At 39.6% G+C, this 14,484-nt stretch carries 17 protein-coding genes and 1 pseudogene; 7 read left to right on the top strand and 11 right to left on the bottom strand.

Features of this window, described 5'->3' with window-relative positions; all coding sequences use genetic code 11:
- Positions 1 to 45 precede the first annotated feature (45 nt).
- The 3 genes from EG365_RS10605 to msrA all read left to right on the top strand — a co-directional run bounded on the left by EG365_RS10605 (position 46) and on the right by msrA (position 2,247).
- Complete coding sequence (locus tag EG365_RS10605) at positions 46 to 555, top strand: dihydrofolate reductase (protein ID WP_000312553.1); 510 nt, start codon at positions 46 to 48, stop codon at positions 553 to 555.
- Positions 556 to 569: 14 nt separating this feature from the next.
- Complete coding sequence (locus EG365_RS10600) at positions 570 to 1,625, top strand: DUF4105 domain-containing protein (protein ID WP_000551512.1); 1,056 nt, start codon at positions 570 to 572, stop codon at positions 1,623 to 1,625.
- A 100-nt stretch (positions 1,626 to 1,725) separates the two neighbouring features.
- The gene (msrA, locus tag EG365_RS10595; RefSeq protein ID WP_001183413.1) at positions 1,726 to 2,247 is read left to right on the top strand and encodes a peptide-methionine (S)-S-oxide reductase MsrA; all 522 of its coding nucleotides are present in this window, start codon (positions 1,726 to 1,728) and stop codon (positions 2,245 to 2,247) included.
- A 60-nt stretch (positions 2,248 to 2,307) separates the two neighbouring features.
- Here msrA and EG365_RS10590 read toward each other — a convergent pair whose 3' ends face one another.
- The 5 genes from EG365_RS10590 to EG365_RS10570 all read right to left on the bottom strand — a co-directional run bounded on the left by EG365_RS10590 (position 2,308) and on the right by EG365_RS10570 (position 6,154).
- Positions 2,308 to 2,712, bottom strand: coding sequence for an ExbD/TolR family protein (locus EG365_RS10590; protein WP_000885431.1), 405 nt, complete (start codon positions 2,710 to 2,712; stop codon positions 2,308 to 2,310).
- Positions 2,712 to 3,332: a MotA/TolQ/ExbB proton channel family protein gene (locus tag EG365_RS10585; RefSeq protein ID WP_001011664.1), complete on the bottom strand. Its 621-nt coding sequence runs from the start codon at positions 3,330 to 3,332 to the stop codon at positions 2,712 to 2,714. Before EG365_RS10585 ends, EG365_RS10590 begins: the two co-directional genes overlap by 1 nt.
- 44 nt (positions 3,333 to 3,376) lie before the next feature.
- Positions 3,377 to 4,132, bottom strand: coding sequence for an energy transducer TonB (locus EG365_RS10580; protein ID WP_000083586.1), 756 nt, complete (start codon positions 4,130 to 4,132; stop codon positions 3,377 to 3,379).
- A gap of 391 nt (positions 4,133 to 4,523) precedes the next feature.
- A complete protein-coding gene (gene purU / locus EG365_RS10575; protein WP_001057506.1) occupies positions 4,524 to 5,387 on the bottom strand; it encodes a formyltetrahydrofolate deformylase in 864 nt (287 codons plus the stop codon).
- A 74-nt stretch (positions 5,388 to 5,461) separates the two neighbouring features.
- Positions 5,462 to 6,154, bottom strand: coding sequence for a TetR/AcrR family transcriptional regulator (locus EG365_RS10570; RefSeq protein WP_000056618.1), 693 nt, complete (start codon positions 6,152 to 6,154; stop codon positions 5,462 to 5,464).
- 112 nt (positions 6,155 to 6,266) lie between these two features.
- Here EG365_RS10570 and EG365_RS10565 point away from each other — a divergent pair, with 112 nt between their 5' ends.
- The 4 genes from EG365_RS10565 to EG365_RS10550 all read left to right on the top strand — a co-directional run bounded on the left by EG365_RS10565 (position 6,267) and on the right by EG365_RS10550 (position 10,144).
- Entirely contained in the window at positions 6,267 to 7,715 is a 1,449-nt protein-coding gene (locus EG365_RS10565; protein ID WP_001088257.1) for a coniferyl aldehyde dehydrogenase, read from the top strand.
- 167 nt (positions 7,716 to 7,882) lie between these two features.
- Entirely contained in the window at positions 7,883 to 8,119 is a 237-nt protein-coding gene (gene rpmB, locus EG365_RS10560; protein WP_000048256.1) for a 50S ribosomal protein L28, read from the top strand.
- Positions 8,120 to 8,131: 12 nt separating this feature from the next.
- Positions 8,132 to 8,287 (top strand): 50S ribosomal protein L33, encoded by a 156-nt coding sequence (gene rpmG, locus EG365_RS10555; protein WP_001205031.1) that lies wholly within the window; start codon positions 8,132 to 8,134, stop codon positions 8,285 to 8,287.
- A 147-nt stretch (positions 8,288 to 8,434) separates the two neighbouring features.
- Complete coding sequence (locus EG365_RS10550) at positions 8,435 to 10,144, top strand: cation:proton antiporter (RefSeq protein ID WP_001119808.1); 1,710 nt, start codon at positions 8,435 to 8,437, stop codon at positions 10,142 to 10,144.
- Between the two features lie 37 nt (positions 10,145 to 10,181).
- Here the strand turns inward: EG365_RS10550 and EG365_RS10545 are convergent, their stop codons facing one another.
- The 6 genes and pseudogenes from EG365_RS10545 to EG365_RS10520 all read right to left on the bottom strand — a co-directional run bounded on the left by EG365_RS10545 (position 10,182) and on the right by EG365_RS10520 (position 14,349).
- On the bottom strand, positions 10,182 to 10,460 hold the full coding sequence (locus EG365_RS10545; RefSeq protein WP_000027403.1) for a hypothetical protein: 279 nt from the start codon (positions 10,458 to 10,460) through the stop codon (positions 10,182 to 10,184).
- A 112-nt stretch (positions 10,461 to 10,572) separates the two neighbouring features.
- Positions 10,573 to 11,076, bottom strand: coding sequence for a DUF6586 family protein (locus EG365_RS10540; RefSeq protein WP_002027464.1), 504 nt, complete (start codon positions 11,074 to 11,076; stop codon positions 10,573 to 10,575).
- A 122-nt stretch (positions 11,077 to 11,198) separates the two neighbouring features.
- Positions 11,199 to 11,360, bottom strand: a pseudogene (locus EG365_RS10535) (ASCH domain-containing protein); the annotation flags it as partial.
- A 7-nt stretch (positions 11,361 to 11,367) separates the two neighbouring features.
- Positions 11,368 to 11,607, bottom strand: a complete 240-nt coding sequence (locus tag EG365_RS10530) for an RNA recognition motif domain-containing protein (RefSeq protein ID WP_000699342.1) — start codon at positions 11,605 to 11,607, stop codon at positions 11,368 to 11,370.
- 73 nt (positions 11,608 to 11,680) lie between these two features.
- Complete coding sequence (locus tag EG365_RS10525; protein WP_000050352.1) at positions 11,681 to 13,660, bottom strand: ATP-dependent helicase; 1,980 nt, start codon at positions 13,658 to 13,660, stop codon at positions 11,681 to 11,683.
- Positions 13,661 to 13,776: 116 nt separating this feature from the next.
- The gene (locus EG365_RS10520; RefSeq protein WP_000859452.1) at positions 13,777 to 14,349 is read right to left on the bottom strand and encodes an HdeD family acid-resistance protein; all 573 of its coding nucleotides are present in this window, start codon (positions 14,347 to 14,349) and stop codon (positions 13,777 to 13,779) included.
- Positions 14,350 to 14,484: the final 135 nt, after the last annotated feature.

Below are 14,484 nucleotides of genomic sequence, written 5' to 3'. Positions count from 1 at the left end.
ACGACGGCTTAAATTTCATTAGATTACGGTTTAGAGAATAAGATTATGGCATGGCAAAATGTAAAAGTTGTCCACGTTGTCGCAATGGACAAAAATCACTGTATTGGTAAAGGCAATGCGTTGCCATGGCATATCTCTGCCGACTTAAAACACTTTAAAGAAATCACACAAGGTGGTGTGGTGATCATGGGCCGCAAAACGCTTGAGTCTATGGGCCGTGCTCTACCGAACCGTGTGAACTGGGTAATTACCCGTGACATTAACTGGCATTTTGACGGCGTAAAAATTGCGTATTCAATTGAAGATGCTTTAAATGCTGCTTTAGAAGATGCCAAAAACACCGAAAAGCAAGCTTTATTCATTATTGGTGGTGGTGAAATCTTTAAGCAAACCTTGTCAATTGCAGACCGTCTTGAGCTCACTCATGTTGACTTAGATGTACAAGGTGATGCACATTATCCAACAATACCGAGTGAATTTCACAAAACTGCAAGCGAACAGCAAGTAGATGAAAAATCAGGAACTTCATTCGAATTTGCCACTTATAAAAAATAATTTTCTGGTCGCCTATGCACAATATCGGAACACGTGAATTTATTATCGCCCTCCTCTTCGGCGCTTTACATAGTTTATTCACGTTGTTTATTGTGCTTTCCAGCATTTGGGTATGCTTAGCCCTATGGGTCCAACAACCTTTTGGCTGGTTAGGCAGCCGTATTATTATTGGCATATGGATTGCCTTTGCTTTAAGTATGGCGGGTTTATATTTTAATGGGCATATCATTAGCCGTCGTACAGACGTTTTAATCTACCTGTTAGCTTTTGCCTGCTCTTTGGTTTGGTACTTTTCGATTACTGCACGTCAAGACCGTGACTGGAACCCTGAGGTTGCCAATATGCTAAGTTACGAAAAACACGGCGATGTTATTACTTTGCATAATGTCCGTAACTTCAACTGGCATCCTGATGGAACCTATGATGTTCGCTGGGAAACCCGTACTTTTGACCTGAACCAGTTAAATGGCATAAATATTATTACTTCTTACTGGATGGGGCCACAAATTGCCCATACGCTAGTCAGTTTCGAATTTAAAAATCAACAACCTTTAGTTTTTTCGATCGAAATTCGAAAAGAAAAGACTGAAGAGTTTTCAGCAATTGGCGGCTTCTTTAGAAAATATGAACTGAGCTTAATTGCATCTGATGAAAAAGATATTGTCTACACGCGTAGCAATATCCGTAAAGAGCAAGTTTATAATTTCCCGGTCAATATGCCTCGCTCTGAGCAAAAAGCGCTCTTTTTAGAATATCTTAAAAAAGCAGATGAACTACGTGCAGAACCAAAGTGGTACAATACGCTCACAAGTAATTGTACAACTTTAATTTTTGATATGGTTCAAGCCATTAACCCATATCAGCTTCCTAAAGATTATCGGTTAATTGCCTCTGGTTACTTGCCTAATTATTTATATGATCTTAAAGCACTCGATCAAAATATTAGCTTGAAACAGTGGTACCAAATTGCACACATTAACCCACGTACTGAACATTTCGAACAATTTGCAGACCAAAGCAGTGAGCATTTCTCTCAAATTGTTCGACAGGGTTTACCTAAAGTAAAATGAAATAAGTAATGCAATTTTCTTTACTTTTTTATACACGCTTTACTTTGTAATCTAACTAGATAAACCCTATTGTAATAGGCAGGAAATAGAGGAAAAAACAATGCAACAGGCATTATTTGGCGGCGGCTGTTTTTGGTGCGTCGAAGCCGTATTTTTACAAATACGTGGTGTAGAAAAAGTAACAAGTGGTTATGCTGGTGGGCATACAACTCACCCAACTTATGAGCAAGTATGTCAAGGTGACACTCAGCATGCTGAAGTGGTTCTTATCGACTTTGATGAACAACAAGTTACATATTCTCAGTTACTTGATGTGTTCTTTGCAACGCATGATCCAACGACTTTAAACCGCCAAGGTAATGATATTGGTACTCAATATCGCTCTGTTATTTACTATTTTAATGAAGAGCAAAAGCAGGCAGCGGAACACACCATTCAGACATTAAAAGATGATGATCTTGATATTGTGACTGAATTATCCCCTGCTCCTACATTCTATCCAGCAGAAGACTATCATCAAAATTACTATGAAAAGAACCCTTCACAAGGTTACTGTAACTTTGCAATTCCACCTAAGCTGTTAAAGTTACATAGTAAATTCCAACATCTCATGAAAAATTAATAAATGAGAAAATAAAAAAGCAACCGAATTGGTTGCTTTTTTATTACGTGAAACTAGATTTTAGTTTTCACTTACAAAGGCAATATCGCTCAGTCCGGCTTCACTGGCGCGAGACATTACCTGAGCAACAGTATCGTACTTCGACTCTTTATCAGCGCGAAGTTGAACTGTCGGTTTAACCGCACCTTGACCTGCTTCTTGGAAACGTTTTTGAAGCTCATCAAGGCTAATTACTTGAGTATCCCAAGCCACTTCACCATTTGCATTGATACTAATCGTAATTGCTTTTGGTGGTGGATCAATAATTTCAGCAGTTGTTTTAGGAAGCGTTAATGGAATCGATGGGTTGGCAACTGTTGCTGTGACCAAAAAGATGATCATTAACACCAACATAATGTCGATTAGCGGAATGAGATTCATCTCATTCATGCCACTATCGTGGTCTTCACCCAATTGAAAAGCCATTAAGCTTGACCTCCAACATAACTTTGCTGTGCAGTTTTAACATCAGACTTTACAGTTGAGTCTTGCTGCAACATGGTGTCGATTAACAAACTGTGTGCTTGATCTTGTAAATCATGAGCAAGGCCACGATTCGCACGTACACAGATGTTATAAGCCAATACCGCTGGAATCGCAACTGCAAGACCAAGACCAGTCATAATAAGTGCTTCACCTACTGGTGTAGCCACTTGAGCTAAACCTGCCTGTCCGCTCTTACCAACGGCAACTAACGCGTGGAAAATACCCCATACTGTACCAAACAAACCAACGAATGGTGCAATTGAAGCAATTGTTCCTAAAACTGAAATACCTTTATCAGCATTGGCTTTCTCAGCAGAAATCTGACGCAATAATGCTTGCTCTGCAACTGCTTTACGTTGTTCAAAACTCAAAGGTTGTAACTTTGCTTTGAGCGAAGTAATAGCCTGAGAGAGTTGAGCATAAGCTTGTTGTTTTAGTTGGCGAGTCCCCATCAAACGTAAGATGAAAACTGTCCAGGTAGCAATCGACATTGCCAATAAGATGAAATACAGGGTTTTACTCACTGCATCTGCATGTTGCCAATAGATTGAAAAGTTCATATTCGAACTCCTGATTAAGGTTAGCCGTTGGGACTCAAATTCATTTAAGGGGTTAAGTCAAACGGTTGCTCTGCTTTAATTGGATAAGCAACACCGTTTTCCATATAAGGTTTAAATTTTGCACTACGTACAGCACGGACTACCTTGTCATCTAGACTTGGAATACCGCTGCTACGGGTTACGCGCACGTTAGTAATCTTGCCTTTCTCATCGGCTTCAATAAGTACAACAACCGAGCGTGCTTCGCCCTGTAAATCTTTTGGTGAAACAGTCAAACGTGGTGAGCGGCTCCACTGTACACCCGAACCACCAATTGAAACGCGTTTTGGCGATGGATCTGGAGCAGGTTGAGCTTTAGGTGCTTCTTGAACCACTGGCTTTGGCTTTTCAACGACTTTTTCAGTCACAGTAGTCGTTGGCGTTACTATTTTCGGTTCAACTTTAGGTTCTGTTTTTACTGTTTCTTTAGGTGTTTCAGCCTTTTTGACCTGCTGAATTTTTTCCACTTTTTTAGGTGGAGTTACAGGTTTCTCGACAACTTTAACCTCTTTCACTTCTTTTTTAGGTTCCGGCTTTTTAGGCGGTTCTTTTGGTTTTGGTGGTAAAGGTTTTGGTTGCTCTTGAATTTTTACAAAGCGGACTTGTAAAGGTTTCTTTTCAATTGGCTTTAGTTCAGCAGGCTTAATGTGGCTGACTGCCCATAAGACCCCGATATGACCAATTGCAACCGCAATTAGTGCCGTGATGACTTTCTTTTTCATCGGATTGGGAGAGTTTAAGGCTGCGGAAGATTGACTCATAAGAATCTAATTACCTAATGGATGATGATTTCGGTTTTCAATTTATAGAAACGATTTCAAACATCGGATAGAACAATAAAGTGCCACAATAATAAATGAGAAGTGTTTTCATTTGCAACTACTTTTTTATGAAAACATTCCTCATTATCGCGAGGTCTAACTTGATAAAGTGATATCACCTTAGTTTTCTCATGCTTAGACAACGCACTAAAATTTGTAAGTTCCCTATTTTTACTTATCAGATCGCGCTCAGCTTAAAAAATAATTAAGTAGCTAGATATTAAAAGTATTCTATAGAGCAACAGACTTTAGTTATGTTATAACATTTTAAATTTATTTTAGCCATAAAAAAAGCACGCTCAAAAGCATGCTTTTAAAGGAATATAAGTTGTTAGAAAACAACAGTCTTATTGCCATCTACAATAATTCGGTCTTCTAAATGCCATTTAACAGCACGAGCTAATACATTACGTTCAACATCTTCGCCAAGCTCACGTAACTGCTCAACATTATAATCATGGCTCACACGTTCAACGTCTTGCTCAATAATTGGGCCTTGGTCTAAGTCAGCAGTCACATAGTGAGCTGTTGCACCAATCAACTTTACACCTTTTTCATATGCTTGCTTGTATGGGTTTGCGCCCACAAAAGCAGGTAAGAATGAGTGGTGAATATTGATAATTTTCATTTCCCATTTAGAAACGAAATCTTCACTTAAAATCTGCATGTAACGCGCTAGAACTAACAAGTCATTGCCTTGCATCATTTCATGAATTTGAGCATAAGCTTCTGCTTTATTGTCTTTAGTTACTTTAATGACTGTAAATGGAATACCAAAGTTTTCAACCGCTTCACGTAAATCTTCGTGGTTAGAAATTACGTGGGTAATTTCACACGGTAAAGAACCACGTGCATGACGCCACAATAGCTCAAGCAAAGCATGGTCAACTTTAGAAACTAAAATACCAACCTTTTTAATATCATTAACAAAAGCAAGACGCCATTGCATGCCATAACGTTCCGCTACATTTGCTGCGAAAGTCTGAATTAAAGCATCTTTACGAGACTGTAAATGATCAAGTTCAAATTCAACACGCATGAAATAACGTCCGCCTTGAGCTTCCGTCGCATACTGATCAAGCGCGGTAATGTTTGCACCCTGATGGTACAAAAAGCTCGATACAGCCTGTACGATCCCAGGCTTGTCTTCACAAGTAATCAGTAAACGGGCTGTATTGGCAGTGGTCATATTCATTTGGTTAATATCACTTAATTGAGACAAAATTTTGATAAGCCGAGTATTCTAGCGCTCTAAATAAACAAGCACAACTATTCATCTTTTAGGGACGATAAGCTGGCAAAAAGATCCGAAGGTCCAAGCGACTCCAATAATTGCTCATAAGTCGCGCGGCTTTCCCCCATTAAATAAGGGCCTTCTAAAAAAACCATTTGACGTAAAGCTTGCCAAACCCATTTTTCTTCAAGGTGGTTATTGTCACTAATGTGTCCGGACATATATAGAAAGTTGGTCCAGTTGGTTAAGACAATCCAGAGGTTAATAATGAGCGCTTCAATTTCCGATGGCGTCATTTTCATAAGCCCGGCATCAACAAAGGCCTGATAAATTCTTTGGCCTTGCTGCATGACCTGCCCTGCAAACCGAGGATAGATCTTTTTAAAGTCTTCGTTACTTTCAACTAAATGATAAACATCACGGTGAATAAAACGATAGTTCCATAGCTGACCACTGAGTACCTGAAAATAATTAATTTTGTCATTGGTCGTTAATGGTCTGTCCTCAGGTAAAGAGAGCATTTCTAAAGTCTCAACCTGATATTGGTGCATTAATTCCTTAATGATTTCATGCTTGTTTCGAAAGTGGTAATACAAGTTTCCAGGACTAATCCCCAACTCTGCAGCAATATGATTGGTAGTGACAGACCGTTCGCCACGCTCATTAAAAAGCTGCAAACTGATTTGTAAAATCCGGTCTTTTGTCTTCAGAGCTTTAGGTAGAGACATTTTAATAACCTTCGTTAATTCATATGGTTAAGACTTGCACACAGAAACCAACTTGACTCTTTAGAGTATTTACTCTAAAAAATAAGTATATCAGTATATTTGGTAAGTACCGATGAACAGTCAAACAAAAACAAATCCAGAGACTCAGGTTCCTTATGATGTTAAGCATTTACATGATTTGCTTGAGCAGCAAAAGATTGCCTACTTACGTCATCCGGTACCCACTGCTAAAGAGCGTATTGATCGTTTAGCTCGTCTTAAAAGAGTCTTGGTAAAATATCAAGATCAGATTGCCGAAGCAATTAACCTTGATTATGGCAATCGTGCCATTATGGAAACCAAAATTGGTGAGTTACTTACCTGTCTTGAACAAATCAAGTATTACAGTAAGAACGTGACCGGATGGATGAAACCATCAAAACGCCATATCAGTGTATTACATCAGCCAGCAAAAGGTTGGGTACAATATCAACCAATGGGTGTTATTGGCATTATTACACCTTGGAACTATCCATTACTACTTTCCGTTGGCCCACTCATCTGTGCTTTGGCGGCTGGTAACCATGCCATGATCAAAATTTCGAGTGCTTCTCCAAATTTTGGACAGGTTCTTGAAAATGCTCTTTCTGAAGCTTTTCCACAAGAATTGGTTGCTGTGGTTAATGGCGGTGGTGTGATCTCTGATGCGTTTAGTCACCTGCCTTTTGACAAAATGATTTTCACAGGCTCGACTTCTGTTGGTAAAACAGTCATGGCGGCTGCAGCTCAAAACCTTGTGCCAGTCATTCTTGAGTTGGGTGGTAAATCCCCTGCGCTTGTACATGCTTCCGTAGACATGAAAGATGTCGCACAGCGTATTGCTGTGGGTAAATTATGGAATGCAGGCCAAACTTGCGTTGCGCCAGACCATATTTTCTTGCCGCGTGGTAAAACTGCCGAGTTCATTGAAAACTTTAAATTGATTGTGGCTGGAATGTATCCTCATTTCCGTAACAATCAAGACTACACATCTATTATTAATGATAAGCAGTACAACCGTATTCAGGGCTATCTAGAAAATGCCCGTGATCAGGGTGCTCGTATTATTGAAATTAATCCTCAAAATGAAATTTTAGATGATGTCCGCAAAATTGCACCGACTCTGGTTACTGGTGTAACAACTGCAATGGATATTATGCAAAATGAAATTTTTGGTCCTGTTCTACCAATTTTAGAATATGACCAAATCGAAGAAGTCATCGAATTTATTAATAGTCGACCACGTCCTTTGGCGATGTATTATTTTGACTATGATCAGGCACGCGCCGATTATATCTCTCAGCATACTCATTCAGGGCATTTCGGAATTAACATGGTGATTACCCATGTAGCACAAGATGATTTACCTTTTGGCGGTATTGGTGCGTCAGGTATGGGTAAATATCACGGACCGGAGGGCTTTTTTGGGCTTTCGCATGAACGTTCGGTCATGTCAAATCCAAAACTTTATAGCTTGAAATATATTCTTCCACCGTTCAATAAACCGATTCATCGCTTCATTTCGAAAACCTTGTTGCGTTAACTGATCAAGGCATGATCTGTTATACTAGATCATGCCTCGTTTTTACCAATTTCGCTTGTCTTTTAATCGTATTTTTGGTATAAAACGCCCCTTGAATGAATTCATCCGTTTACATTTAGTATGACTGGCCACAGATTTGCTGTTGGCTAAATCAATGGAGTTACACCATGTCTAAGGTTTGCCAAGTTACCGGCAAGCGTCCAGTCGTTGGTAACAACGTCTCACACGCCAACAACAAAACCAAGCGCCGGTTCGAGCCGAACCTGCACCACCACCGTTTCTGGTTAGAAAGCGAAAAACGTTTTGTACGTCTTCGTTTAACCACTAAAGGTATGCGTATTATTGACAAATTGGGTATCGAAAAGGTTGTTGCAGACCTTCGTGCTCAAGGTCAAAAGATCTAAGGAGTCTGAGCAATGCGTGATAAGATTCGCCTCGTTTCTTCAGCTGGTACAGGTTACTTCTATACCACGACTAAAAACAAACGTACTATGCCGGAAAAAATGGAAATCAAAAAATTTGATCCAAAAATCCGTCAACACGTGATTTTCAAAGAAGCTAAAATCAAATAATTTTAGCCTCGAAAAAAACGACTTCTTTATGAAGTCGTTTTTTTTTGCATTTTTTTTATACCTGCCTTTTTGTTAAACTTTCCACATATTCCGCCTTGGCATTTTTTATGCTTGTCTTTAGCCTAACTCACGTAAAAGGAGTTTTTAGTGCCGCATGACGTAGATTTAATTATTTTACTTGCTGTTGGTTTCGGCGTTGCCCTGTTTTTTGGCTATATTGCCGCCCGACTACGACTTCCCCCTCTTATTGGCTATCTCATTGCCGGAATTATTATTAGTCCTAATACTCCTGGTGTTGAAGCAGATATTCATCTTGCAAACCAACTTGCTGAACTCGGTGTAATGTTCCTCATGTTTGGCGTTGGTATGCATTTTTCCTTAAATGATCTTTTACTTGTTCGCCGCATTGCCTTGCCAGGTGCAATCTTACAAATTGCTGTTGCAACTTTACTGGGTATTGGCGTTTCAATGTTATGGGGCTGGAGCTTTGGCTCCGCACTCGTTTTTGGCTTAAGCCTGTCATGTGCGAGTACAGTTGTATTATTAAAAGCTTTAGGAGACCGTGGCCTTCTAGATTCTGTAAACGGCAAAATTGCTGTGGGCTGGCTGTTAGTTGAAGATTTAGTCATGGTACTTGTTTTAGTACTTCTTCCAGCTACAGCTGTTTTACTCGGCGGAAAAGCTCCAGCAGGCGCAGAAGGTAACATCTGGCTAACTCTTGGAATCACCCTATTAAAGGTTATTGGCTTTATCGCCTTTATGCTGATTGTCGGTAAGCGCGTTGTGCCTATTATTATGCAGTTTGTTGCTCGCTTAGGTTCAAGAGAGCTATTTACGCTTACTGTAGTCGCTGCTGCTGTATCGATTGCCTATGGTTCTTATGCCATCTTTGGAGTTTCAATGGCATTAGGGGCATTCTTTGCTGGAATGGTCGTTAAAGAATCAGATTTTAGCCATCGCGCAGAAGAAGAAACGCTACCATTACGTGAAATTTTCTCGATTTTATTTTTCGTTTCAGTAGGAATGTTGTTTGATCCACATATCCTTATTGAACGTCCACTACATATCTTGGCTGTTATCGCGATTATTATGGTGGGTAAAACACTTGCTGCAATGGCCTTGGTTTTATTCTTCCGTTATCCAATCAATACTGCTTTAACAGTCGGGGCCAGCCTTGCTCAAATTGGTGAGTTTTCATTTATTTTGGCTACCCTTGGTGTCTCTTTAGGTCTATTAACTTTAGAAGCTCAAAACCTGATTTTAGCAGGCGCATTATTCTCAATTACACTGAACTCTTTCATCTTCTCGGCAATTGAGCCGGTACAACGTTGGATTCGTGAACGCTCTCATTTAGCACGACTTCTTGAACGTAGTGGTGACCCATTAGCCATGCTGCCCGATGAAGTCGATCAATCTTATCTACGCGATCAAGTGGTGATTGTAGGGTATGGTGGCGTTGGACGACGTATTACTGAAAATTTAATTAATCAAAATATTAAAGTCGTAATTGCAGAAGAGAATCGTGAAATCGTAGAAAAACTACGTCAGGCAAATATTGCAGCTGTAAGTGGTGTAGCAACCGAACCTGGCGTTTTAATTCAAGCACATATCATGCACGCACGACTCTTGGTAATTTCACCTATGGATATTTTAGATATTCATCGGATTGTAGATATTGCGAAGCAATTGAACCCTCAAATTCAGGTTTTAATTTGTGCAGAAAGTAAAGAAGAAGCCGCAGTGATTAGAGACGAACACATTGGTGAAGTATTCTATGCGAAAGAAGAAATGGCTAAGAATATGAGCCATCATATTTTAAATCAAATCGAACTTGCGCATCAGTCCACACATCATTAATGCATACAAAAAAAGCGTACTCAAGAGTACGCTTTTTTTAACTTAAGAATTTAGGCTGCTCATCCACAACTTCAGCCTGCCATTCATTGACCTGCTTTTCTAACAGCCCAAACAAAGCAGCTTGAATCATATGTTGTGCAACTATAGGCGTCTGTTCACCTAATATTGCTTTTAGTTCATCACTAAACTGAATTTTAACCAAGGGCTCTTTTTCAGAACCAGCATTACGCAAGGCGAGCTCACCACCTTCTAGTTGGACCAATTCCAACACTGCTTCTTGATTTCCAAATAACTCTTTCAATTGCTGTATAGACATATACTTCCTCCATGTTTCAACATGGTGGCAAAGCACCCTTGCACTTTGCATCTCTCGTCTTATTTATATAGGCGCACTGGGATTAAATTTCAAGCGCTCAGATAGTTTAATTTTAGAACTCGACCATTTCGTTACGAAAACCATCAATTAAATGACTTAACTCTCTATGCCATTCACGCAAAATTTTCACATCAGGTAACCATGATTGTGGTCCCTGAGTCACTTTAATGATCAAATTAGAAGAAGTTTCTTCTTCCGGTGTCGGTTCAGTTGGTTCCGGTGCATATTGGCACATACGGTAAGCACGTTTTAATTCTGCAACGAAGCCATCTTTTGCCAATTGCTGCAAAACAGAAACTTCCGGAGAAACTTGTCCTTTTGCCGCCATATGCTCTTCAATAGATTTTAATGTCGGTTGCAAGTCATTTAAACGGTAATAACGTACCAATTCTTGCAAAAATGCCAACATCGCACCATGTAAATGAAATACAGCTGCTTCACGATACGCTTGTACCTGCTGTACATGATCAGTTTGCTCTGCTTGTTGACACGCTAAGCGTGCAAAATAGAGTTTTTGATTGGTACGATCGGCATGATAACGAGCAACACGTGACATAACTAAACTTTCCTGTTCTAAAATTGCCATCTATATGGCTATTCTTAGCTTAACGACTCCATTGATAAAATCAACGTTATTTATGGTAAATCCAGAGAGACTTGATAAATTTTACGTTATCCCTCATCACCATCATTCTTTAAAAAATTTTGGTTCTCAACAATGAATAGATCTTTAAGAGGCAGCTGTGCAGGGACCCATGAACGAACTTCAAGTGTTTTTATTCTCTGAGCTATACGTGTTCCATTTGGAGCAACCACAGAAAGAGCTAAAAATTGTTGCATAAAAGCCTTACTCTTCAGCTGCCTTAACCCGAATACCGTAACCTTTTACTTTAAGTGTATTTAGACCTTTAATTGCTTTAATGGCTTCACGCGGATTCGGCATTTCGACAAAGCCAAAGCCCTTTGATTTACCCGTATCTTTATCGGTTACAACGACACAAGACTCAACTTTACCATAAGCTTTAAACAGCTCTAAAACTTCAGCTTCAGTCACTGAACGATCTAAATTACGAACTAATATTTTCATTTTCCAACCTTCATTGACCATCAAAAGAAAGGCCAATATACATTTGAGTATTCACAGTGTCTTATACAGTAATTTAGTCAAGATCGATACCAAAACCTAAGTTTACTGTTCGTGAAGTATTCCATTGTTTTTTGGCAAATGGCTGTGGTACCTGACGATGAATTTTGGCCTGAACCAAATGGGCAGGTAAATCATTTAGAAAATAGCTTTCGATTTTGCGGCCTTGTTCGTCATACGTGTCTTGTGACCATGTATTGAGATTTTGCTTCGTCAAAATCAATTCATTTTCCGCACGTGTTAATGCAACATACAATACTCTGCGCTCTTCTTCGACTTCATCAAAATCGCCCTGTGCACGCGCATAGGGATATTGGTTTGGTGAGACATGTGGCACATAACACACTTTCTGTTCTGCACCTTTAGCGGAGTGAATTGTAATTAAGGTCACTAAATCATCATCACCCGCTTTTTCAATTTCAGAAATTGAAATTGGTTCAAGCACATATTCTTCAAGAAACTCACCAAGAGATGCATGCTTACGCGCAAGTTGTTTAACTAGGTCGAAATCCCTAGCACGACGTGACCAGTCTTTAGTTTTATAGTTTTGCTCTAACTGTTCACTTAATGCATCTAGTGCTAGACCAATGCTTGCCTCAACATGCTGCTGTAGCACATCAAGCTGTTTCAAAATCAAAATGGCCTGCAAAGGAACTTTTCCATGACGCTCCAAACGCTCACAACGCTCTTCGACCTCACTAATGCTCATTAACTCTTGCGCTAACTTGCTGGCACCCACATCTCCAATACCATCCCATAAGGTTAAAAAGCGCATCCAAGCCAAGTCATCCTGTGGGTTACTCACAATACGTAATAAACTGAGCACATCCTTTACATGCGCTGATTCAAGTAACTTTACGCCACCAATAAAACGATACGGAATTTCAGCGGCAATAAATGCTCCTTCCAAATAGCGTGCGCTATAGCCTGAGCGGACTAACACCATATGGTCGTACCAATTTGCACCCTGTTGGTGTCGCTCTATTAAGTCTTGTGCAATCCAGTTGGCTTCTTCAAATTCATTACCAAACAAATGGAGTTGTGGCTTTTGTCCTTTGCCACGATGAGCCTGTAACTGTTTTTGATAATCGATTGGACTGTGAGCGAGTAACCAATTTGATAAATCTAATATTTCTTGAGTCGACCGGTAATTTAAATCTAAAGTATGAATCACTGCATCTGGAATACGTTCTTTAAAAGAATGAATGTTTTCAAAATCGGCCCCACGGAAACCGTAAATCGACTGGGCGTCATCTCCCACACAAAATAATTTCACCTTACCAATCAGTGGCTGCAAAAGTGCCCACTGTAAAGGGTTGGTATCTTGCATCTCATCAACTAACAAAGCTTGGCAGAAACCAGCAACCCAGTTCGTCAGTGCTTCCGAGTTTTGTAAATGAACAGCGACGATCGACAAAATGTCATCATAGTCTAAAAAATTACGCTCTCTTTTACGCTGTTCATAGGTTTTCATTAACTCAGCAATTTGTGATTTATATTCATATGCTTCAGGTAATTGCTTGAGTAACGCTTCAGAAAGCTTAGATTGCGTATTTCGGGCATAAGAATATAAATCACATAGCTCTGCCGCTTTAGGCAAAACATTATCTTTGTCTTTGCCTCTCAATAAGCGAAACATGAGTAACTGATCATCACGATCAATAATACTAAATTGGGTTAAACCAAACGCTTGCGGATTACGACGCAATAAATACATGCAAAAGGTGTGAAAAGTGGATGCACGAAGACCTTTGGCTTGTGCCCCAACATGCTGTTCAACCCTTGCCACAATTTCACTCGCAGCACGGCGGGTGAACGTTAAAATCTGAATTTGATTTGCAGGTAAACCTTGATCAATTAAATAAGCTGCGCGAGCAACAATAGTTTTCGTCTTGCCGCAACCCGCTCCAGCCAAAACCAGACAGTTTTGAGCCATAGTCGTCGCTGCTTTTTTTTGCTGAGCATTTAATTCATTAATTAACTTTGCAAGACTCATAACACATATCGCTAAAACACCAAGGCTTAGTTTAACAGACCCATGCCATGAGATGGACCTTCGCTCACTAAAAACAAAAAAGAGCACCCTAAGTGCCCTTTTGTTCGTTATTTATTTTAAGAAACTGTTTTTGAGCTAGAAGGTAAATGCTTAATCGCAGAAGCGAGTCCTAAAAAGTTAATACCCTGAAATAAAATATCTACTGCCAAAAACATTCCTAACACCCAAAACGGAGAATCTTTAGAAACTAAAATTAAAATACCTGTAGCGAGGGTTAATAATCCTGAAAATAAGGTCCAGCCCCACCCTGCAATTGGTCTTAGTAAAAATGCATTTATAGTGCGGATTACACCCGCAATAATCAGAGCAATTGATAATAAGCTTGTTAAAACCACAGCCGTAGTAACAGGCGTAGAAAATGCATAATAGCCTGCCATTAAATACAGCACTCCAAAAAGTGCCCACAGCCATCGGCTACCGCCTTTAAATACACTTAAGGCAGCAATTAAATGCAGTACACCGCCCACCATCATTAAAATACCAAACAGAAAAACAACCGAAAATGTGGCAAATGGCAGTGAGCTAAATAACACCAAACCAAAAATAATGAGCACAAAGCCTAATATTAGATACCATTTACGATCAGCATGTAGCTGATTACGAACCAAATCATTACCTACAGTTTTCATGACGGCGACTCTTATTATCAGGTATTAGGAAGTTTATATAATGTCATTATAGTGATGCACTTCACATTTATTGTCTGTATAAGATGTGCATCGTTTATTAACAATTGATGTGGATAAAACAGTATTTATCCACAA

Source organism: Acinetobacter sp. FDAARGOS_494 (genome assembly GCF_003812225.1).
GTDB lineage: Bacteria > Pseudomonadota > Gammaproteobacteria > Pseudomonadales > Moraxellaceae > Acinetobacter > Acinetobacter baumannii.
Note: the sequence above shows the minus strand (reverse complement) of the source record. Positions and strands in the feature narration are given on the sequence as shown.